This window comes from Blastomonas ursincola, from assembly GCF_013607875.1.
Lineage (GTDB): Bacteria > Pseudomonadota > Alphaproteobacteria > Sphingomonadales > Sphingomonadaceae > Blastomonas > Blastomonas ursincola.
Genome location: NZ_VDES01000003.1, coordinates 343838 through 364025 on the forward strand (window position 1 = coordinate 343838; position 20188 = coordinate 364025).

Annotated in this window: 18 protein-coding genes; 11 read left to right on the plus strand and 7 right to left on the minus strand. The window is 63.9% G+C overall.

The window, feature by feature from the left end; translation table 11 throughout:
* Positions 1-38 precede the first annotated feature (38 nt).
* Genes FG486_RS15505 through grpE form a run of 3 tightly spaced genes read left to right on the plus strand, consistent with a single transcriptional unit; the run spans position 39 to position 2618 of the window.
* Positions 39-911 carry a MarR family winged helix-turn-helix transcriptional regulator gene (locus FG486_RS15505; protein ID WP_181268203.1) on the plus strand — a complete coding sequence of 291 codons (873 nt, stop codon included), beginning with the start codon at positions 39-41 and terminating at the stop codon, positions 909-911.
* A 55-nt stretch (positions 912-966) separates the two neighbouring features.
* On the plus strand, positions 967-2007 hold the full coding sequence (gene hrcA / locus FG486_RS15510; protein ID WP_181268204.1) for a heat-inducible transcriptional repressor HrcA: 1041 nt from the start codon (positions 967-969) through the stop codon (positions 2005-2007).
* On the plus strand, positions 2004-2618 hold the full coding sequence (gene grpE / locus FG486_RS15515) for a nucleotide exchange factor GrpE (RefSeq protein ID WP_171007721.1): 615 nt from the start codon (positions 2004-2006) through the stop codon (positions 2616-2618). Before hrcA ends, grpE begins: the two co-directional genes overlap by 4 nt.
* Before the next feature lie 123 nt (positions 2619-2741).
* Here the strand turns inward: grpE and FG486_RS15520 are convergent, their stop codons facing one another.
* Positions 2742-3209, minus strand: coding sequence for a vgr related protein (locus FG486_RS15520; protein ID WP_066275328.1), 468 nt, complete (start codon positions 3207-3209; stop codon positions 2742-2744).
* Positions 3209-3664, minus strand: a complete 456-nt coding sequence (locus FG486_RS15525) for a copper chaperone PCu(A)C (RefSeq protein ID WP_066275334.1) — start codon at positions 3662-3664, stop codon at positions 3209-3211. The genes FG486_RS15520 and FG486_RS15525 overlap by 1 nt, the downstream gene beginning before the upstream one ends.
* A 197-nt stretch (positions 3665-3861) precedes the next feature.
* On the opposite strand from FG486_RS15525, the gene dnaK reads away from it, so the two are divergent.
* Together dnaK and dnaJ are read left to right on the plus strand one after the other, a co-directional pair.
* Positions 3862-5763, plus strand: coding sequence for a molecular chaperone DnaK (gene dnaK / locus FG486_RS15530; protein WP_181268205.1), 1902 nt, complete (start codon positions 3862-3864; stop codon positions 5761-5763).
* 117 nt (positions 5764-5880) lie between these two features.
* Positions 5881-7017, plus strand: coding sequence for a molecular chaperone DnaJ (gene dnaJ / locus FG486_RS15535; RefSeq protein WP_181268412.1), 1137 nt, complete (start codon positions 5881-5883; stop codon positions 7015-7017).
* A gap of 25 nt (positions 7018-7042) precedes the next feature.
* Here dnaJ and aguB read toward each other — a convergent pair whose 3' ends face one another.
* The 5 genes from aguB to FG486_RS15560 all read right to left on the minus strand — a co-directional run bounded on the left by aguB (position 7043) and on the right by FG486_RS15560 (position 11910).
* The gene (aguB, locus tag FG486_RS15540) at positions 7043-7891 is read right to left on the minus strand and encodes an N-carbamoylputrescine amidase (protein ID WP_181268206.1); all 849 of its coding nucleotides are present in this window, start codon (positions 7889-7891) and stop codon (positions 7043-7045) included.
* Positions 7888-8244, minus strand: coding sequence for a DUF3147 family protein (locus FG486_RS15545; RefSeq protein ID WP_066275343.1), 357 nt, complete (start codon positions 8242-8244; stop codon positions 7888-7890). The genes aguB and FG486_RS15545 overlap by 4 nt, the downstream gene beginning before the upstream one ends.
* A 58-nt stretch (positions 8245-8302) precedes the next feature.
* Positions 8303-9145, minus strand: a complete 843-nt coding sequence (locus tag FG486_RS15550) for a class I SAM-dependent methyltransferase (protein WP_066275351.1) — start codon at positions 9143-9145, stop codon at positions 8303-8305.
* Between the two features lie 82 nt (positions 9146-9227).
* Positions 9228-10226, minus strand: coding sequence for an agmatine deiminase family protein (locus tag FG486_RS15555; RefSeq protein WP_181268207.1), 999 nt, complete (start codon positions 10224-10226; stop codon positions 9228-9230).
* A 4-nt stretch (positions 10227-10230) separates the two neighbouring features.
* Positions 10231-11910, minus strand: coding sequence for a M28 family metallopeptidase (locus tag FG486_RS15560; protein WP_181268208.1), 1680 nt, complete (start codon positions 11908-11910; stop codon positions 10231-10233).
* A gap of 245 nt (positions 11911-12155) precedes the next feature.
* Here FG486_RS15560 and FG486_RS15565 point away from each other — a divergent pair, with 245 nt between their 5' ends.
* The 6 genes from FG486_RS15565 to FG486_RS15590 all read left to right on the plus strand — a co-directional run bounded on the left by FG486_RS15565 (position 12156) and on the right by FG486_RS15590 (position 20173).
* Complete coding sequence (locus tag FG486_RS15565; RefSeq protein WP_181268209.1) at positions 12156-12797, plus strand: sigma-70 family RNA polymerase sigma factor; 642 nt, start codon at positions 12156-12158, stop codon at positions 12795-12797.
* Positions 12798-12850: 53 nt separating this feature from the next.
* On the plus strand, positions 12851-15571 hold the full coding sequence (locus FG486_RS15570) for a bifunctional [glutamine synthetase] adenylyltransferase/[glutamine synthetase]-adenylyl-L-tyrosine phosphorylase (RefSeq protein ID WP_181268210.1): 2721 nt from the start codon (positions 12851-12853) through the stop codon (positions 15569-15571).
* A gap of 16 nt (positions 15572-15587) precedes the next feature.
* The gene (locus FG486_RS15575) at positions 15588-16052 is read left to right on the plus strand and encodes a peroxiredoxin (protein WP_181268211.1); all 465 of its coding nucleotides are present in this window, start codon (positions 15588-15590) and stop codon (positions 16050-16052) included.
* 422 nt (positions 16053-16474) lie between these two features.
* The gene (locus tag FG486_RS15580; RefSeq protein WP_060979662.1) at positions 16475-17143 is read left to right on the plus strand and encodes a M23 family metallopeptidase; all 669 of its coding nucleotides are present in this window, start codon (positions 16475-16477) and stop codon (positions 17141-17143) included.
* 195 nt (positions 17144-17338) lie between these two features.
* The gene (locus FG486_RS15585) at positions 17339-18877 is read left to right on the plus strand and encodes an acyl-CoA synthetase (protein WP_181268212.1); all 1539 of its coding nucleotides are present in this window, start codon (positions 17339-17341) and stop codon (positions 18875-18877) included.
* Between the two features lie 3 nt (positions 18878-18880).
* The gene (locus FG486_RS15590; RefSeq protein WP_181268213.1) at positions 18881-20173 is read left to right on the plus strand and encodes a cytochrome P450; all 1293 of its coding nucleotides are present in this window, start codon (positions 18881-18883) and stop codon (positions 20171-20173) included.
* Positions 20174-20188: the final 15 nt, after the last annotated feature.

The following is a 20188-nucleotide window of genomic DNA, read 5'->3' on the forward strand; positions in this document are numbered from 1 at the left end:
GGGCTGGGACAGGCATGTCAGAAGACGCAGGGCTACGCTTGACCGACTGGCCTGCGTCTTCCCGCCCCCCATTGACGCTCGTCACCGACAGTGCGGAAACCGCAGCGCTGGTGGACGCAGCAGGATGGCGCGCCACGGGTTTGGGCATAGGCGAGGCCGAAACGGCAGATATTCTGGTGCTTGACTGGCGTTTGCAGGTGCCGGTGGCACTCCCCGCGCTTCCAACGGACTGCGGATTGCTTGCGCTGGTCAGCCTGGAGACGATGGATGCTTCCGACGCCATGCTGGCGGGCCATAGTGTCCGCTTTGTCGTCGGCGGCAATCCCGTGCTGATTGCGACCGAGCTTTCCGAGCTTGGCGCGCTGGTGCAGACCCGGCAGGCGCGCGATCCGAGCAGCGATGAACGCGCACGGCTCCAGTCGCTGGCGAGCGAACTTGCGCGGCTGGCCGAACAGCTCGGCGCGCTGTCGGAAGAGGGCAGCGATGACCAGGACGGCGCGGCACTCGCCGATCGCAGCTATGCCTATCAGGCGGAAGAGCCGCTTGACCCGATACCTGCCAAGCCGCCCAGCGCGCAGCGCATTCGTCATCTCATCGCGATGCGACGGTTGCGAGACCGCTTTTTCCGATCCGATCTTTTCGCCGACCCGGCCTGGGACATCCTGCTTGATCTGACGGCATCGCGGATCGAGAAGAGGCAGGTTTCGGTTTCCAGCCTGTGCATTGCTGCGGCGGTGCCGCCGACCACGGCCTTGCGCTGGGTTCGCATGATGACTGACCAGGGACTGCTCGAGCGCCGCGCCGATCCTGCCGATGCGCGGCGGATGTTCGTCGATCTGTCGGATGCGGCCTTTGCCAAGGTGTGCGGCTGGTTCGCGACGGTTGAACAGCGCGGCGGTTTGGGCGTTTGACCGCTTCCATGCATGCCATCTTGGCAGCGGGGACGGTTCTCCCTAGTTTGCGGGCATGACCAGCCCGTTCACCGAACTGAACGACCGCGCGCGCGACGTTTTCCGCATCGTTGTCGAGAGCTATCTCGAAACCGGCCAGCCGGTCGGATCGCGCACGATCTCGAAAACGTCCGCGGTCAATCTGTCGCCAGCCTCGATCCGCAACGTGATGCAGGACCTCGAGGAGCTGGGTCTGCTCGCTGCGCCACATACAAGTGCGGGGCGCATGCCGACCGAGCAGGGTCTCAGGCTCTTTGTCGATGGGATGATGCAGGTCGCCGAGCCCTCGGCCGAAGAGCGTGCGGCGATAGAGAAGCAGCTGGAAAGCGCAGGACCGATCGAAGCCGCGCTGGCCGCCACGACCCAGGCGCTGTCGGGCCTGTCCGCCTGTGCCGGGATCGTCATGGTGCCGCGTCGCGAACCGATCCTGCGCCAGATGAACTTCGTCCGGCTTTCGGACAACCAGGTACTGGCGGTGCTTGTCGGGCATGACGGCAGCATCGAGAACCGCGTGCTCGAAATGGACCGGCGCGTGACGGACAGCATGCTTGTCCAGGCAGGCAATTTCATCAGTGCCAGGCTTTCGGGGCGCAGTCTTCCGCAGGCGCTGGCGGCACTTGAGGCCGAGATTCTGAGCGAGCGGGCTGCGCTGGACACTGCGAGTTCCGATCTTGTCCGCCGCGGGCTCGCCATGTGGTCGCGCGACGGATCGGATCGCCCGGTGCTGATCGTTCGTGGCCAGGCCAACCTGCTGGACAACGAGGCGGTGGCTGATCTGGAACGCGTGCGCCGCTTGCTCGACGAGCTTGAAGCGATGCAGGACATTGCCCATCTTCTCGACAGCGCGCGCGAAGCTGGATCGGCCCGCATCTTCATCGGAGCGGAAAACAAATTGTTTTCGCTTTCCGGGTCATCCGTGATAGCGGCGCCCTATCGTGACGGCGAGGGCCGTGTTGTCGGCGTGGTCGGGGTCATTGGTCCCACCCGCCTCAATTATGCGCGTATTGTGCCGATGGTGGACTTTACCGCGCAGAGCCTGACCCGATTGTTGAAATGAGCAGGAACACCGTGATTCAGGACGAAACCGTGACGCAGAACGACACCAGCAAATCCGCCGATATCGACGCCGAAGCGGCCGCCGAACTCGAGGGCGTGCCGGACAGCCTGAAGGAACAGGGCGATGGCCAGGCGGCGCTGGAAGAGCGCATCGCCACGCTCGAGGCCCAGCTCGCCGAAGCGAAGCAGGACGTGCTCTATGCCCGCGCCGACACGCAGAATGTGCGCCGCCGTCTCGAGAAGGACGCGCAGGATGCCCGCGCTTATGCCGCGACCGGTTTCGCCCGCGACATCCTCTCGGTCTCGGACAATCTGACGCGCGCGCTGCAGGCGATTCCCGAAGATGCCCGCAATGACGAGGCGTGGAAGGGGCTGGTCGTCGGTCTCGAGGCGACGGGCCGCGAGCTCGAAAGCGTGTTCGGCAAGCACGGTATCTCGCGCATCGCCGCGATCGGCCTGCCGCTTGATCCCAACCAGCACCAGGCAATGATCGAACTGCCCAGCGACGAGGCAGAGCCCGGCACCGTGGTGCAGGAACTTCAGGCCGGCTACATGATCAAGGACCGGCTGCTGCGCCCCGCGCTGGTCGCGGTCGCCAAGAAGCCGGATTGATCCACCTACCCGATTGAACTTCACGTCATTCCCGCGAACACGGGAATCCCGCTTTGTTCCGATCTTGCCTCAGAAGCGGGACCCCCGCCTACGCGGGGGTGACGAAACATGGCATAGGGTCGGTTATACCGGAAACGGCAGGATCTGGCGATAGGTCTCGATCGATGGCGCCCCCGGGACCCTTGCCCCCTGGCGCAGCATGAAAGCGTGGCGGACCAGCTCGGCCTGCTGCTCGATGCCGTACTTCCCAAAGCGCTGGCCCGGCTTGATCGCATAGTCATAGCGGCAGAAAGGGTGGCGCTTCAGCGGCAGGAAGATACCCTGCTGATACTGCCAGACATGCACCATCTCGTGGATGAACAATGCCTGGCGCGACAGGCTGGCGCAGCTGAAATCGTCGCAATAGGCGCTTCCACCAGGGTGAAAATGGATATGCCCCATGGGGGCCATGATTGTGCGCTTGGGCTGGAAGAAAATCCATTTCTTCAGCCTTATGCGCACACGATCATAGGCGATCGCGTCGCCGAAGACCGAACGCGACAGATCGATCTCCGTCTTCGTCAAAGGGCGGTCGATCGGCGCGGTCGCCATCAGTGATGGGCCATGCCGTCTTCGGGCTTGATCGCGTTGAGCGTCGCATCGACCTCGATCTTCTCGCCATTGGAGAAGGAGAACAGGAAGGTCGCCTTGCCCGCCTTGCGCGAGGCATTGTCGAAGCCCCAGACCATCACATGCTTGCCGCCCGGCTTGAACTCGACCTTGCCCCGCGTCGGCACCGCGACCGCCGTAATCGGCTTCATCATCGACATGCCGTTCTCCTCGACCGTCTCGTGCATCTCGAGCCGCAGGATGTTGGGCGAGGTGATCGAGCGCAGCACAGTGTCGCTGGGGCCCCCCTTGATGGTGAAATACAGCACCGAAGGGCTGCCTTCGACGGGCGAAAGCTTCACATAGGCCTTTTCGACCAGCAGCTGTGCGGGCGGCTGGCACGCGGCGAGCAGTGCCAGCGCAAGCCCAGTGACCATCAGCGTAACTATGCGCAGCATCGGTGAATTCTCCCTCATCATCCTGTGCCGGAACGGGCCGGATCGGCCATGGCCGTGATGTAGATACTGCGATGCCTTGTGCCAAGCGAAAGCCATCCTATATCCGCCGACGGGGACGGAATTGCCGGATGCTTGGGGGCATGACGGCGGTTCGTATTCTTTCATCTGCATATCGAAAGTTACGTGGGAAAAGCATTATGGCAAAAGTAATCGGTATCGACCTTGGCACCACCAACAGCTGCGTGTCGGTGATGGATGGCGACAAGCCCAAGGTGATCGAAAACGCGGAAGGCGCGCGCACCACGCCGTCGATCGTCGCCTTCACCAAGGATGGCGAGCGTCTCGTCGGTCAGCCGGCCAAGCGCCAGGCCGTTACCAATCCTGAAAACACCGTGTTCGCGGTCAAGCGTCTGATCGGCCGTCGTTTCGACGATCCGCTGACCAAGAAGGACATGGAGCTGGTGCCCTACAGCATCGTCAAGGGCGGCAATGGCGACGCCTGGGTGAAGGCAGGCGGCAAGGATTATTCGCCTTCGGAAATCAGCGCGTTCACGCTGCAGAAGATGAAGGAAACCGCCGAGAGCTATCTGGGCGAAACCGTGACCCAGGCGGTCATCACCGTACCGGCCTATTTCAACGACGCCCAGCGTCAGGCGACCAAGGACGCAGGCAAGATCGCCGGCCTTGAAGTGCTGCGCATCATCAACGAGCCGACCGCAGCAGCGCTCGCTTATGGCCTCGACAAGAACGACGGCAAGACGATCGCGGTCTATGACCTTGGCGGCGGCACGTTCGACATCTCGATCCTCGAGATCGGCGATGGCGTGTTCGAGGTGAAGGCGACCAATGGCGACACCTTCCTGGGCGGCGAGGACTTCGACTCCAAGCTCGTCGAGTTCCTGGCCGACGAGTTCAAAAAGGCCGAGGGCATCGACCTGACCAAGGACAAGCTCGCGCTGCAGCGTCTGAAGGAAGCCGCGGAAAAGGCGAAGATCGAGCTCAGCTCGGCGCAGACCACTGAAGTGAACCTGCCCTTCATCACCGCCGACCAGAACGGTCCCAAGCATCTGGTGAAGACCATCAGCCGCGCGGACCTCGAGAAGCTGGTCGCCGATCTGATCAAGCGCACGCTCGATCCTTGCAAGAAGGCGCTCGAGGACGCTGGGCTCAAGGCCGCCGACATCGATGACGTCGTGCTCGTCGGCGGCATGACCCGCATGCCGCGCGTGCGCGAAGTGGTGAAGGAGTTCTTCGGCAAGGAACCGCATACCGGCGTGAATCCCGATGAAGTCGTCGCCATGGGCGCGGCGATCCAGGCGGGTGTGCTGCAGGGTGACGTGAAGGACGTGCTGCTGCTCGACGTGACCCCGCTGTCGCTGGGCATCGAGACGCTGGGTGGCGTGTTCACCCGCATGATCGACCGCAACACCACGATCCCGACCAAGAAGTCGCAGACCTATTCGACTGCTGACGACAACCAGCAGGCCGTGACGATCCGCGTCTTCCAGGGCGAGCGCGAAATGGCTGCGGACAACAAGCTGCTCGGCCAGTTCGACCTGGTCGGCATTCCGCCCGCACCGCGCGGCGTGCCGCAGATCGAGGTAACGTTCGACATCGACGCCAACGGCATCGTCAATGTCTCGGCCAAGGACAAGGGCACGGGCAAGGAGCAGCAGATCCGCATCCAGGCTTCGGGCGGTCTCAGCGATGCTGACATCGACCAGATGGTCAAGGATGCCGAGCGCTTTGCCGAGGAAGACAAGAAGCGCCGCGAGACGGCCGAGGCCAAGAACAATGCCGAGAGCCTGCTGCACAGCACCGAAAAGCAGCTCGAAGAGCATGGCGACAAGGTCGATGCTGCGGTCAAGGGCGAGATCGAGACCGCGATTGCCGAGCTGAAGACCGCAGTCGAGGGCGGCGAGGCGGATGCGATGAAGTCGAAGACCGAAGCGCTCGCCCAGGCCGCGATGAAGCTGGGTCAGGCGATCTACGAAAAGGAACAGGCGGCAGCTGCCTCTCCTGCGGCCGAGGCTGCTCCGGCTGAGGACAATGTCGTCGACGCCGAGTTCTCGGAAGTTGACGGCGACGCGAAAAACTGATTGCCGGATTGATGTTCGACAGTCCGGCCGGGCGGGACTGCGGGGCAGGGGTGGTTAGTGCCACCCCGGCGCCGCGATCCCGCCCGGTCGATGCATGATGAATCGCGACCCATGACCATGACCACAGCCAAAGATTATTACGAGCGCCTGGGCGTTTCGCGCAATGCGGACGATGCCACGCTCAAGTCGGCGTATCGCAAGCTCGCGATGCAATGGCACCCGGACCGCAACCCCGGCGATGCCGAGGCCGAGGCGAAGTTCAAGGCGATCAGCCAGGCCTATGACACCCTGAAGGATCCGCAGAAGCGCGCGGCCTATGACCGTTATGGCCACGAGGCCTATGAAAGCGGCATGTCAGGCGGTGGCGGTGGTCATGGCGCTGCCGGCGGCTTTTCCGATCTTGGCGACATTTTCGATACGATCTTCGGCGGCGGCTTTGGCGGAGCAGGCGGTCGCCGCGGCCCCGTTCGCGGCGCGGACCTGCGCTACGACATGGAGATCACGCTCGAAGAGGCCTATCACGGCAAGGCGAGCGAGATCACCATCGATGTCGCCGCGACCTGCGACACTTGCGACGGATCGGGCGCGGAGCCCGGCACCAAGGTGCGCACCTGCAACCTGTGTGGCGGCAGCGGCAAGATGCGCGCGCAGCAGGGCTTTTTCGTGGTCGAGCGGACCTGCCCGAACTGCCATGGCAGCGGCCAGGTGATCGAGAACCCGTGCCGCACCTGCCGGGGCGAGGGCCGAGTGGACAAGCAGCAGACGCTCTCGGTCGACATCCCGCCGGGCGTCGACAATGGCACGCGCATCCGCCTGTCAGGCAAGGGCGAGGCGGGGCCCAAGGGCTCGCCCCCGGGTGACCTCTACATCTTCATCCATGTCGCGCGGCACCGCATTTTCGAACGCGACGGCACCACGCTGATCACGCGTTGTCCGATCAGCATCACGACCGCTGCCCTGGGCGGCGAGCTCGAGATCCCCGGGCTCGACGGCAAGCGCCACAAGATCAGCATCCCGGCTGGCATCCAGTCGGGCAAGCAGCTGCGCCAGCGCGGCGCAGGCATGCCGGTGCTGCAGGGCCGCGGCACGGGCGACATGGTCATCCAGATCGATGTCGAGACGCCGACCAAGCTCAGCGCCCGCCAGAAGGAATTGCTGCGCGAATTCCAGGCGACCGAGACCGGTCAGGAAAGCCCGGAAAGCACGGGGTTCTTCGCCAAGCTCAAGGAAATGTGGGACGGGATCGGCGAATAAGACGGGACTTTCACCGCCTTATCGGTCAGATATCCTCGGCGAGCCGCCCGTAGAGCTGCGGGCGGCGATCGCGGAAAAAGCCCATGCCCGCGCGGTGCTTGCGCGCCTGCGCCAGATCGAGCGTCGCGACGAGCACACCGGTTTCCTCCGCGCCATAATCCAGGATCAGGTCACCCCATTCGTTGGTGATGAAGCTGTGGCCGTAGAAGCTCTGATTGCCTTCGGTGCCGATGCGGTTGCTGGCGATCACGGGCATGCAGTTCGATACCGAATGCCCCTGCATCGCACGCCGCCACATGCGACTGGTGTCGAGGTCCGTGTCATAGGGTTCCGATCCGATAGCGGTGGGGTAGAAGAGCAGCTCCGCGCCCATCAGCGCCATCGCGCGCGCGCATTCGGGATACCATTGGTCCCAGCAGATGCCTACGCCGATCCGTGTGCCGCACACGTCCCAGACCTTGAAGCCGGTATTGCCCGGGCGGAAATAATATTTCTCCTCATAGCCCGGCCCATCCGGGATATGGCTCTTGCGGTAGACGCCCATGATCTCGCCATCGGAATCGATCATCGCCAGCGAGTTGTAATGATGCGGCCCGTCGCGCTCGAAAAAGCTGGTGGGGATCGCGACCTTGAGCTGCCTGGCCAGCTTCGCCATCCCCCGCACGCTTGGATGCTCGGCGGTCGGGTGCGCGGTCGCGAACAGCGCCTCGTCCTCGACCTGGCAGAAATAGGGGCCCTCGAACAGTTCGGGCGGCAGGATGATGTCCGCGCCCTTGTCCGCCGCATGCGCGACAAGATCGCTGACAGCATCGATATTCTCGGCCAAACCGCCACCCAGCGGCAGCTGCAGGGCAGCGACGGTAATCTCGGTCATAGCGAAACGTTGATCCCAATGCGGGGCAGGAGCGCGACCATGCCCAGATACAAGATGATGGTGAGGCCGCAGCCAGCACCCAAGCTCAGCCAGAAGCTCACGCCCGAGCGGAGCATCCAGGGAATGAGCAGGAACATGGGCAGCGTCGGCAGGAAATACCAGAAGGCGGCCGACACATAATTGGCCACGAGCTCGCGGTCACCGCTGTCATTCCAAAGCCAGATCATGCCGAGTGTCGAAACCAGCGGGATCGAGGCGATCAGGCCCCCTAGGCCCGGGCTGCGCCGAGAAACCAGCGCGATGATCGCAACCAGAATGCCCGAGATCACCGCCCGCAGGACAAACGCACCCATTATCGCCCCCGGCATCAGAAGCTCGCCGCCGGTTATGCGACCGACGGCGAGCCAGACATCACTTCTTGCGGAACAGCATCGTCATGCGGTCGGATTCACCGATCGCGGCATATTTGGCCTTGTCCTGGTCCTTCAGCGCATAATTGGGCGGAAGCGTCCACACGCCATCGGGATAGTCGGCCGTGTCCTTGGGGTTGGCGTTGATCTCGCTCTTGCCGACCAGTTCGAAGCCGTGCTTCTCGAACATCGCGATGACGTCAGCTTCCTTGAGATAGCCCTTCGAGCCATCGGCATAAGCGGCGGGCGCATCGGCCTTGGCGCGGTGCTGTTCGATGCCGATCATGCCGCCGGGCTTGAGCATCTTGTGCATCGCGTCGAGCTCGCTGCCCAGAATGCCCCAGCGGTTCATGTTGTGCAGCATGCGCAGGATCAGGATGCGGTCGACCTTGCCGTTGAGCTCGGCAGGTACGGCATTGGTGACATGGGCATGGATCTTGTCTGCCGCGAGGCCGGTCGCCTTGGCGGCGCGCTCGGGATAGCTGGTCGGATAGGCCGCCATCTGTGCCTTGCGCTGCTCGCTGAACGACGCGGCGGTCGGCGAGACGCCCAGCGCGACATATTTGCCGCTGGTCGCGGTCAGCGGGGCGAGGATCTTCGTGTACCACCCCGCATCGGCGGCATATTCGGCGACGACCATATCGGGGCCGACCTGGAAGAACTCGAGCGTCTCCTTGGGGTGGCGGTACTTGTCGCGGGCCTTGTCCTCGCCGCGCAGATCTGCAGCCACGGCGGCATCGATCGCCGAGGAGGCAGAGGCGCTCTCGGCGGCTAGCGCAGGCGCAGCGGTCATCAGGGGCAGGGCAGTGCCTGCGATCAGGGCAGACAGGATCAGGGTGCGCATGGGGGGCAATCCTCTTTGTGGTTGTTGCTGGGGAACTCAGGACGTGTCCTGTGACAGGCTATACCCGCCACTGCAGGTCCGATCAATCGAGCAGCGGCATCTGTTGGCTGGCGCAGTGGAAGCTGCCGCCGCCTGCCAGCACGGCATCGGCGCGCAGGCCGATGGTCTTGCGATCAGGGAAGCACGCGCCGATCGCCTCGACCGCCGGACCATCCGAGGCGGTGCCATAGGTCGGCACGACGACGAGATGACTTGTGATCGCGAAGTTCATATGGCTCGCCGGTTGCACCTTCATCTCGCCCTCGGCATCGACGCGCTCGACCAGGCCGGGCGAGGGGATGGGCACGACCTTCAGGCGGAAGGCTTCGGCCCGAAGCTTTGCATTGGCATAGATCGCAGCATTGGGATCGTCCTCACTGCTCGCCACCGGCAGCGCCAGCGTCCCCGGCGCCACGAAGCGCGCGAGATTGTCGACATGCCCGTCGGTATGGTCGTTGATCAGCCCGTCGCCCAGCCAGAGAAGGCGCTCAATGCCCAGGTCGCGCCGCAGCCGCGCCTCGATCTGCTCGCGCGACAGATGCGGGTTGCGATTGGGGTTGAGCAGGCACTGCTCGGTGGTGACGCCCAAGCCGTTACCGTCGACATCTATCGCTCCGCCTTCGAGCACCCAGTCCGCGCTGTCGCTATCCAGGCCAGCCTCCTCGGCGAGCAGCCCGCCGATTTCAGTGTCGCCGGGCATGACATATTTGCCGCCCCAGCCGTTGAAGCCAAAGCGCTGGGCGAAGGCCTTGCCCTCCGCGCCCCGGACCACCAGCGGCCCGGTATCGCGCAGCCAGACATCGCCATAGGGGTGGATGCAGATGGTCACCGCCTCGCCGGCCAGTTCACGCGCAAGCGCTTCGTGTACCGCGTCAGGCACGACCAACCGCGCTTCCTGTCCGCTTTCTGCCACCGCGCGCGCAAAGGCTGCAATCTCGCCCTGCGCGGCGGCGAGGAAGCCGTTCCACTCGTCGGCCAGATGCGGAAAACCGATCCATAGCCAGCGCTGCGGAGCCCATTCGGGCGGCATCATCTGCGTCATCGGATCACTGGCCCGCCCGGCTCTTGTCGCGGATGGCGCGGAACTCGTCACCTTCCACCCAGTTCGGCCAGTCCTTCGACATCGCGAGGCTGCGGCCGATGCTGTAATAGAGTGACAGGTCGTCGATCACGCCCGACCAGTCCCAATTCGGGTTATATTCGTCCTTGGGGCCATGATAGCGGTTGACGGTATAGTCCTTGCCGGCTGCTTCGCCCGCTGCCTTGCCACCGTTCACCAGATCGTCGCCGCCATCGATGTACAGCATCGGCACGCCCTGCTTGGCGAGGCTGAAATGGTCGGAGCGGTAGTAATAGCCGTTCTGCGGCATCGCGTCGGCTTCGGCCACACGGCCTTCCTTCTTGAGCGCGACCGCGAGGAAATCGTCGAGCTGCGACTTGCCCTTGCCGATCACGGTGACATTGCGTGCCTTGCCCGCCATCAGGAAGGCATCCATGTTGATGCCGCCCGCAGTCTGGCTGAGCGGATAGACGGGGTTCTCGCCATAATAAGACGAGCCCAGCAGCCCCGATTCCTCGCCGGTGACCGCGAGGAAGACGACGCTTCGATCCGGTGCGCCAGCCTTGCCGAACGCTTCGGCCAGCGCCACCAGCGCGGCCGTGCCGGTCGCGTTGTCGACCGCACCATTACAGATATCGTCGCCGTCATCGGCGGGCTTGCATCGGCCGAGATGATCCCAATGCGCGGTATAGAGCACATATTCGTCGGGACGCTTGGCGCCGGGCAGGGTGCCGATGATATTGTGCGAAATCGTCGTCTCGATCGCATTGGCGAACGAGACCGACGCCTTGAGCCCCAGCGGCACCGGCTTGAAGCCCTTGCGCTTGGCCGCCGCGCTCAGGCTGCCAAGGTCCTGTCCCGCGCTAGCCAGCAGCTTCTCGGCGGCTTCCTTCTGGATCCAGCCATTGGCCTGGGTTTCGCTCGCACCCTTGTCGGCGCTCTGCGCGAAGAATTGCGGGCCGGTCCAGCTCGACTCGACCACGCTCCAGCCATAGGCGGCAGGCACCGTATCGTGCACGATCAACGCAGCGGCAGCGCCCTGGCGCGCGGCTTCTTCATACTTGTAGGTCCAGCGGCCATAATAGGTCATCGCCTTGCCGCCGAATTCACCGTTCAGGTCGGCGCTGTCATAATCGGGGTCGTTGACCAGGATGATAACCGTCTTGCCCTTCACATCGAGCCCGGCATAATCGTTCCAGCCCTTTTCGGGTGCGTTGATGCCATAGCCGACGAACACCACGTCGCTGTTCGCTATGTCGATGGTTTCGGCCTCCCGATACGTGCCGATCACCATGTCCTTGCCATATTCGAAGCTCAGCGGCGTCTTGCCGCCGGTGACCGTCAGCGGGCTGATCTTGCCGGCCTCGATGCTGACCAGCGGCACCTTCTGCAGCCAGCTGTCGCCATTGCCTGGCTTGAGCCCCGCCTTGGCAAATCGCTCGGTGAGCAGGTCGATCGTCTTCTGTTCACCGACGCTACCGGGCGCCCGGCCTTCGAACGCGTCCGAAGACAGCATCCGGGTGACGTCTTTCATCGTAGCTTCCGACATCGGCTGGGGGGCAGTCTCGGGAATATCGATAGGCGTTACCGGTTGGGCAGCCAACGGGCTTGCTGCGAGTATAGCCAGTGGCGCGGCTGCGAGTTTGAATAGGGTCTTGGGATACATGATCGCTCTTTTCGCCGGAAGAATGGATGCGCAGGCCCCATGCCCGCTGGTCGCGGCTGTTTGCCAGTTGCGTCCCCATCAGGCAAGCGGATCGGTCAGGCGCGGCCCGAGCCATGCTTGTGATTTGCAACGAATTTCCGTATCGCAGCTTTCAGAGTTAACATGTGTGAATGACAGGCGCGTGTCAGGATTTTCGAATCGCTGCCTGTCCAGTCTTGAACGATCGCAAATCAGGTCTTTTCGCTATGGCGTTTGACACTACTGCCGACGCCACGCCCGAAACTGGCCCGCCGCTCGATGACGAGGCGTTCAAGGCCCAGCTCGCGTCGCTCATTCCGCACCTGCGAGCCTATGGCCGCTCGCTCAGCGGCAATCGCGATGTCGCGGATGACCTGGTCCAGGACACGATGCTCAAAGCCTGGGCTGCGCGCGGCCGCTTTGCCGCGGGCACGAACATGCGCGCCTGGACCTTCATCATCCTGCGCAATTCCTTCCTCTCGCAGCGCAGGCGTGCGCGATTCACCACCGAATGGGACGATGTCGTCGCCGATCGCATCCTGTCGATGCCGGCAGGGCAGGGCGATCAGCTTCATCTGGCAGATGTCCAGCGTGCGCTGATGCAACTGCCCGAAAGCCAGCGTGAGGCGCTGATCCTGGTCGGCGCAGGCGGCTTTTCCTACGAGGAAGCAGCCGACATTTGCGGCGTCGCGCTTGGCACGATCAAGAGCCGTGTGGCGCGCGGACGCTCGGCGCTGGCCGCGTTGATCGAGGACACGGCAGCCGGCGAAGGCCGGGCAGAGCGGACATCCGATCCGATGGCCGCGATCATGGCCGATGTCGACCGGGTCAGCGGCGGGCTGGTCGGGCGCAGCGCCGAGGACGACTGAGCGCTGCTGCGCGCCGATTGCCTCTGGCCGCGGGCCGGGCTAGCACCTGCGCCATGCCAGTCCATCCAGAACTTGTCGAAGCGCGTCAGCGCGCTGCACGCCATGCACCGTTCCTGGCCGCTGCCATGGAGCGCGCACCCGATCTTGCCGACCGGCTGCAGGAGGAAGGTCTCGACGCCGCGCTGGATCATGTTCGCAAGCTCGGCAGCGAGGGACCGGTCGCCGAAGCGCTGCGGCGTCGCAAGAGCGGGCTTGCCCTGGTCCTAGCGCTTGCCGATCTGGCTGGCCTGGTCGGCGTGGACCGGGTCACGCGCATCCTGTCCGACTTTGCCGACCAGGCGCTGGACGCGGCTCTGGCCGATATCATTGCCCGGCGCACGCCAGGCGCCGAACCGCGCGGTTTCGCGGTCATCGCGCTGGGCAAGCACGGCGGACAGGAGCTCAACTATTCGTCGGATATCGACCCGATCTTCATCTACGATCCCATGACACTGCCTTGCAGACCCCGCGAGGACGCCGCCGATGCTGCGCAGCGTATTGCGCGGCAACTGATTGATACGATGAGCCAAAGGGATGGCAACGGCTATGTCTTTCGGATGGATCTGCGGCTACGTCCTGCGGCCGAGGTCACCCCGCTTGCGATCCCCGTCGATGCGGCGCTGTCGCATTATGAATCGCAGGCGCTGACCTGGGAACAGGCCGCCTTCATCCGCTCGCGCGCCGCAGCGGGCGACCGCGTCCTCGGCGACTATTTCATGGAGGCTCTCCGTCCGTTCATCTGGCGGCGCTCGCTCGATTTCGGGACGATCGACGAGATTGCCGCGCTCACCCGCCAGATCCGCGATCATTACAACAAGGGCCAGACGCTCGGCCCGGGTTTCGATCTCAAGCGCGGCCGCGGCGGCATTCGCGAGGTCGAATTCTTCACCCAGGCGCATCAACTCATCCATGGAGGCCGCAATCCCGCGCTTCGCGTGCGCTCGACGCTCGACGCACTCGGTGCGCTTGAGGATCAAGGGATCATCCCCGGGCATGAGGCAAGGCTGCTGGCGGGGCATTATCGCACGCTGCGCACCTTCGAACACCGGCTGCAGATGGTCGACGACCAGCAGACGCACAGCCTGCCCGTCGACGCGCCGGCGCTCGACAACGTCGCGCGGCTGCATGGAATGGCCGATGGCGCAGCGATGATCGCGGCACTCCAGCCGGTTACACGGGATGTCGCAACCGTCTATGACGCGCTGATCGCCTCGCAGCGAGGTCAGGGCGATGAGGCGGCGGTTCCATTGAGCAACGATCCCGAACTGCTCGCCGAGGCGCTGGATCGCGCCGGGTTCGATCAGCCGAACAAGCTGGCCGAGCGGGTTCAGGGCTGGCGCGGCGGGGCGGTGCGGGCCTTGCGCACTGCAGCAGGCCGCAAGGCGTTCGAGGAGGTGCTGCCCGCGCTGCTTGCGGCCTTTGCCGACGCGCCCGATCAGGCGGCGGCGCTCAACCGGTTCGACGATCTGCTGCGGCAGCTGCCCAGCACGGTCAATGTGTTCCGCCTGCTCCAGGCGCGGCCCGCGCTCATGCAGACCCTGGTCGATATCCTGAGCCATGCGCCGGTGCTGGCCGAATCGCTGGCGCGCCGGGGAGACCTGCTCGACGGGCTGATCGATGCGAGCGCCTATGATCTGGTGGGCAGCGTCGAACAGATTGCCGAGCGCCTCGCCCGCGAGGAGCCGGGCGACGACTATCAGCAGCGGCTCGATGCGGTGCGCGTGCGCGTCGGCGAAATGCGCTTTGCCCTCGGGGTGCAGCTGATCGAGGGGCGGCACGATCCGGTCGCCATTGCGGGCGGCTATGCCCGTGTCGCGGAGGCGGCGATCTGTCGTCTGGCCGATTGCGCCATCAGCGAATTCATCGCGGTGCATGGCCGGATGCCGGACAGCGAGCCGGTGATCCTCGCGCTCGGGCGGCTCGGCGGGGGGGCGCTGACCCACGCGTCGGACCTCGATCTCATCTTTCTGTTCAGCGGAGAGATCGGGCTGGAATCGGACGGCAGGCGCCCGCTCGGAAGCACGCAATATTATAACCGGCTTGCGCAGCGGATCATTGCCGCGCTCTCCGTGCCGACGGCGGCAGGCGCTTTGTACGAGGTCGATACGCGGCTGCGCCCCAACGGCGCGCAGGGCCTGCTCGCGGTGTCGTTCGCCAGCTTTGCCGAATATCAGCGCGATCAGGCCTGGACCTGGGAGCATATGGCGCTTTGCCGGGCGAGAGTGGTCTATGGATCGCAAGAGAGCCGGGCGCGGCTTGAGGCGATCATCGGCGATGTCCTCAACACCCCGCGCGATACGGCGGATGTGCGCGCGGCCGCGCTGAAGATGCGCGAGGACATTGCCGCGCACAAGAAGCCGCTCGGTCCGCTCGACGTGAAGCTGCTGCCCGGCGGCCTGGTCGATCTGGAGTTCATCGTCCACACGCTCCAACTGACCCACGGGGTGGGCTTCCGCCCGGATTTGCGCCAGGCGATCGATGCGTTGATTGCTGCGGGGCTTGCAGATGCCGCCCTGGCTGAAGCGCATGACCTGATGACACGGCTGCTGGTAGCGCTGCGTCTGGTAGCGCCCGATTGCAGCGAGCCCCCGCCCGCAAGCCAGGTGCTGGTTGCGCGGGCCTGCGGCTGCGGCTCCTGGCCGGAGTTGCTGACCGCGGTCGATTGCGCGCGTGCCAGTGTTCAAACCGCCTGGCAGCACCTATTTGGCGCGAGCGCGCCTGCAACGAGCGCATGAGAGAGAAGGACAGACGATGACCGATATTGGCGACACCATCCCCGACATTGCGTTGACCGCGCCCGATGGCAGCAGCGTTTCCGCCTCCGATTATGCCGGCAAGGCCTGGGTGCTGTATTTCTATCCCAAGGACGACACCAGCGGCTGCACCAAGGAAGCGCAGGAGTTCAGCGCGCATCTTGCCGAGTTCGAGGCGGAGGGCGTCTCGGTGCTCGGCGTGTCGAAGGATCCGCCGAAAAAGCATCAGAAGTTCATCGAGAAATACGGCCTCACCGTTCCGCTCGCCAGCGATGCGGAGACCGATGGGCTGGCCGAGGCGATGGGCGTGTGGATCGAGAAATCGATGTACGGGAAGAAGTATATGGGAATGGACCGTTCTACCTTCCTGATCGGCAAGGACGGAAAGGTCGTGCGCGTCTGGCGCAAGGTGAAGGTCGCCGGGCATGTCGCCGAGGTGCTGGAGGCCGCCAAGGCGATTTGAGACGTCGCGAATCATGATTAACCACAAGGGCTCGCCAACGGATTCGGCGGGCCCTTTTTGCTGGCGTGACGGAAATTTCCAATCGTTTCGGGCTGTGAAAAGTTAACGGAAGGCTCGGATCGACGCTGCGGCAGGACGATTCTCAGCCTTTCGCCGCCCGGATTACGGCCGAAAACCGTCTCATTCATGCACGATTAAACGATTCAACGCGCCAGCCAGACGCTTCAACGCGCGGTGGGTGGTTGCGGGTTGCAGTGCACAAAGCTTTCCATCTACCCATGGTTCAACGAAATCGGAGGGAAGGGGTTCCAACGATTTTTGTGTTTTTGTGCTCCGCCTTTCACAAGGCGCCGGAGCACGAAGGGCACCCGCAAGGTCCGAATGGCCCGGTGGTTGCCCTTGCAACAAGGTGTTGAATATTCATGGTCGCAACCAGAATTGTCGCAACGGTCCTTACCACCACCACAGCCGGTCTGCTGTGCGCTGCATCACCCGCTTTTGCTGAAGGCAACGCCACTGACATCGCTGCTGCCGTGCCGCAGGTTTCGACCGAAGGCGCTCTGGGAGCCCAGGATACCGAATTCCGCGCCCTGTTCGCCGACTGGAAATCGATGGAAAACCGCGATACCGGCCGTGTCTCCATCCCCTCGCGCAAGCCCGTCGATGCCTTCAAGCTGACCAGCCAGTACGGTTTCCGCGCCGATCCCTTCGCCGGACGCCGCGCCCGCCACAAGGGTCTCGATATGGCAGGCCCGATCGGCACGCCGATCTACGCCACCGCCGACGGTATCGTGGGTCGTGCGCAGTGGGTCGGCGGTTACGGCCAGTATGTCGAAGTCAATCACGGTGGCGAGATCCAGACGCGCTACGGCCACCTCTCGCAAATTCTGGTTCAGCCCAACCAGCGCGTTACCAAGGGCCAGGTCATCGGTCTGATGGGATCGACCGGCCGCTCCACTGGCAGCCATCTGCATTATGAAGTGCGCATCGCCGGAAACTCGGTCAACCCGATGCCCTTCATCTCCTCGCGTGACTATCTGCTGGCCATGCAGGATGGCGGCAAGGTCGCCCAGGGCGGCCCCGCCGAATAATCGCTTCGGATCACTGCACATCAAGACATCAAGCGCCGGTTTTCCGGCGCTTTTTGTTTGTCGGCCGCACGACCCCGCGCTTTGCCATTGCTTTAATCGCGCGATTAAACAATGATGTCCTGGTTGTCGGGAATCGTTACGGAACACGCCGAATGGCGGGACGGACCTTTCCCTTGATCAGGAGGGAATGTCGCAATGCATCCATCGGTCCACGCCCAGAATCAGGCCGACAAACCGGCGATCATCATGGCGGGTTCGGGGCTTCAGGTAAGTTATGCCGAGCTGGATCGCCGCTCGAACCAGGTCGCACAATATCTGCGCCAGCAGGGTGTCGGCATTGGCGACACCGTTGCTCTGTGCCTGGAGAACCGGGCGGAATATTTCGACATCGTCTGGGGCGCGCAGCGCGCAGGCCTCATCTTTGTTGCGATCTCGAACCGGCTGACCGCCGACGAGATCAGCTATATCCTGCAGGATAGCGGCGCCAAGCTGCTGTTCACCTCCGATTATCTCGGGGCGCATCTGCCGGCGATCGCCAGTGCCTGTCCGCAGGTGCCGATCGTCAATCTGGACGATTCGACGGCAACCGCGGCCATCGCCGAAATGCCCGACACGCCGATCGGCGATCAGCGCGCGGGGTCGGACATGCTTTATTCGTCGGGCACGACCGGACGCCCCAAGGGCGTTCGCCTGCCACTGCCCGAAGATGGCGACATCGCCGCGAGCAACACCTTGGTCATGCTTGCCCAAGGCGCGTTCGGCTTCGGCCCGGACAGCATCTACCTTTCGCCTGCGCCACTCTATCACGCAGCGCCCTTGCGCTGGTGCATGAGCGTTCACAAGCTGGGCGGCACCGTGATCGTGATGGAGAAGTTTGATCCCGAGCACGCGCTGCAACTGATCGAGCGCTACAAGGTCAATGTCAGCCAATGGGTGCCGACGCATTTCACCCGCATGCTCAAGCTGCCCGAGGAGGTGCGCACGCGCTATGACGTGTCGAGCCTGAAATCGGCGGTCCATGCTGCCGCTCCGTGTCCGGTGCCGGTCAAGCAGGCGATGATCGACTGGTGGGGGCCGGTGCTGAAGGAATATTATGCCGGTACCGAGGGCAATGGCTTCACCTTCATCTCGAGCGAGGACTGGCTTACGCACCAGGGCTCGGTCGGGCGCTCGCTGCTCGGCACGATCCGCATCTGCGACGAAGAAGGCAAGGAGGTACCTGCGCGCACCGAAGGCACCGTCTATTTCGAAGGCGGCGGCAAGTTCGAATATCACAACGACGCCAGCAAGACCAAGGAAGCCACGCATCCGCAAGGATGGACGACGCTGGGCGATGTCGGCTGGGTCGACGAGGAGGGCTTTCTCTATCTCACCGACCGCAAGAGCTTCATGATCATCTCCGGCGGCGTAAACATCTATCCGCAGGAAATCGAGAATCTGCTGGTCAGCCATCCCAAGGTCGCCGATGCGGCGGTGATCGGCGCGCCTTGCCCGGATATGGGCGAGCGCGTCGTCGCGATCGTGCAGCCGCTCGACCTTGCCGAGGCGGGCGATGCGCTCGCGGCCGAGCTCAGCACCTATCTGCGCGGATCGCTTTCGGGGGTGAAGATGCCGCGCCAGATCGATTTCCGGGACGAGCTGCCTCGCCATGCCACGGGCAAGCTCTACAAGCGCCTGCTTCGCGACGAATATTGGGCCAAGGCCAAAGAGGCCGAAGCCGTGGCAGGAGCCTGAGCCATGGCAACGCTCGCACCTGCCGTGCTGCCGCCCGAGATCGCCTCGGCCATCGTCAATCCCGTCGCCTATGGCGAGTGGAACGGCATCAAGGAAAAGTTCCGCTGGGCCCGCGACAACATGCCCGTCGGGCTGGTCCAGGCCGAGGGCTATATGCCTTTCTGGGCGATCACCCGGCATGAGGACATCATGACGGTGAGCAAGGACAATGCCCGGTTCCTCAACGCGCCGAAATCGGTGGTGCTGGGGCCGATCGCGGTGCAGATGCTCACCCACATGATCACAGGCGGCAGCCCGCATCTGGTGCGGTCGCTGGTGACCATGGATGCGCCCGAACACATGGACTATCGCAAGCTCACCCAAAGCTGGTTCATGCCCAAGAACCTGGCGAGCCTGGAGGAGAAAATCCGCGGCATCGCGCGCGCTTCGGTCGATACCATGCTCGCGACCGGCGGCAGTTGCGATTTCGTGCATCAGGTCTCGGCGCTCTATCCGCTGCACGTGGTCATGCAGATCCTCGGGGTGCCGCACGAGGACGAGCCGCTGATGCTCAAGCTGACGCAGGAAATGTTCGGCGGCGAGGATCCCGATCTCAACCGCGCGCGCTCGGTCGAGCTTACGCCCGAACAGGTCACGCAATTCGTTATCGAGGCGGTGCGCGATTTCGAGGGCTATTTCATGAAGCTCGCCGCAGACCGGCGCGCCGACCCCAAGGATGATGTCGCCACCGTCATCGCCAATGCGGTGATCGATGGCGAGCCGATCAGCGACCGCAATGCTGCGGGCTATTACATCATCGTCGCCGCTGCCGGGCACGACACCACCTCGGCCTCGACTGCGGGCGCGATGTGGGCGCTGGCCAAGGATCCCGAACAGTTCGCCCGGATCAAGGCCGACCGCAGCCTGCTGCCCGGCCTGATCGAGGAGGCGATCCGCTGGACGACGCCGGTGCAGCATTTCATGCGCACCGCGGCTGAGGATTGCGAGATTGGCGGACAGCGCATCGCCAAGGACGACTGGCTGATGCTCTGCTATGTCTCGGGCAATCACGACGAGCGGGTATTTCCCGATCCCGACCGGTTCGATGCGTCGCGCGGGCCCAACCGGCATGTCGCGTTCGGGGCAGGGGTGCACCAGTGCCTGGGCCTGCACCTCGCGCGACTCGAGATGCGCATCCTGTTCGACGAGCTGCTCGACCGGATCGACAGCGTCGAACTGGCGGGCACGCCGCAGCGCGCGAGCAGCACCTTTGTCGGCGGCCCCAAGACGCTGCCGATCCGCTTTGTCCCGAGTTGAATTGACAGTGGTTTG

Coding starts and splice junctions, on each gene's coding strand:
- grpE (WP_171007721.1), top strand. CDS start 2,004: ATGAGCAGGAACACCGTGATTCAGGACGAAACCGTGACGCAGAACGAC.
- dnaK (WP_181268205.1), top strand. CDS start 3,862: ATGGCAAAAGTAATCGGTATCGACCTTGGCACCACCAACAGCTGCGTG.
- FG486_RS15560 (WP_181268208.1), bottom strand. CDS start 11,910: ATGTATCCCAAGACCCTATTCAAACTCGCAGCCGCGCCACTGGCTATA.
- FG486_RS15525 (WP_066275334.1), bottom strand. CDS start 3,664: ATGCTGCGCATAGTTACGCTGATGGTCACTGGGCTTGCGCTGGCACTG.
- dnaJ (WP_181268412.1), top strand. CDS start 5,881: ATGACCACAGCCAAAGATTATTACGAGCGCCTGGGCGTTTCGCGCAAT.
- FG486_RS15570 (WP_181268210.1), top strand. CDS start 12,851: ATGCCAGTCCATCCAGAACTTGTCGAAGCGCGTCAGCGCGCTGCACGC.
- FG486_RS15565 (WP_181268209.1), top strand. CDS start 12,156: ATGGCGTTTGACACTACTGCCGACGCCACGCCCGAAACTGGCCCGCCG.
- hrcA (WP_181268204.1), top strand. CDS start 967: ATGACCAGCCCGTTCACCGAACTGAACGACCGCGCGCGCGACGTTTTC.
- FG486_RS15545 (WP_066275343.1), bottom strand. CDS start 8,244: ATGGGTGCGTTTGTCCTGCGGGCGGTGATCTCGGGCATTCTGGTTGCG.
- FG486_RS15555 (WP_181268207.1), bottom strand. CDS start 10,226: ATGACGCAGATGATGCCGCCCGAATGGGCTCCGCAGCGCTGGCTATGG.
- FG486_RS15580 (WP_060979662.1), top strand. CDS start 16,475: ATGGTCGCAACCAGAATTGTCGCAACGGTCCTTACCACCACCACAGCC.
- FG486_RS15590 (WP_181268213.1), top strand. CDS start 18,881: ATGGCAACGCTCGCACCTGCCGTGCTGCCGCCCGAGATCGCCTCGGCC.
- aguB (WP_181268206.1), bottom strand. CDS start 7,891: ATGACCGAGATTACCGTCGCTGCCCTGCAGCTGCCGCTGGGTGGCGGT.
- FG486_RS15585 (WP_181268212.1), top strand. CDS start 17,339: ATGCATCCATCGGTCCACGCCCAGAATCAGGCCGACAAACCGGCGATC.
- FG486_RS15550 (WP_066275351.1), bottom strand. CDS start 9,145: ATGCGCACCCTGATCCTGTCTGCCCTGATCGCAGGCACTGCCCTGCCC.
- FG486_RS15575 (WP_181268211.1), top strand. CDS start 15,588: ATGACCGATATTGGCGACACCATCCCCGACATTGCGTTGACCGCGCCC.
- FG486_RS15520 (WP_066275328.1), bottom strand. CDS start 3,209: ATGGCGACCGCGCCGATCGACCGCCCTTTGACGAAGACGGAGATCGAT.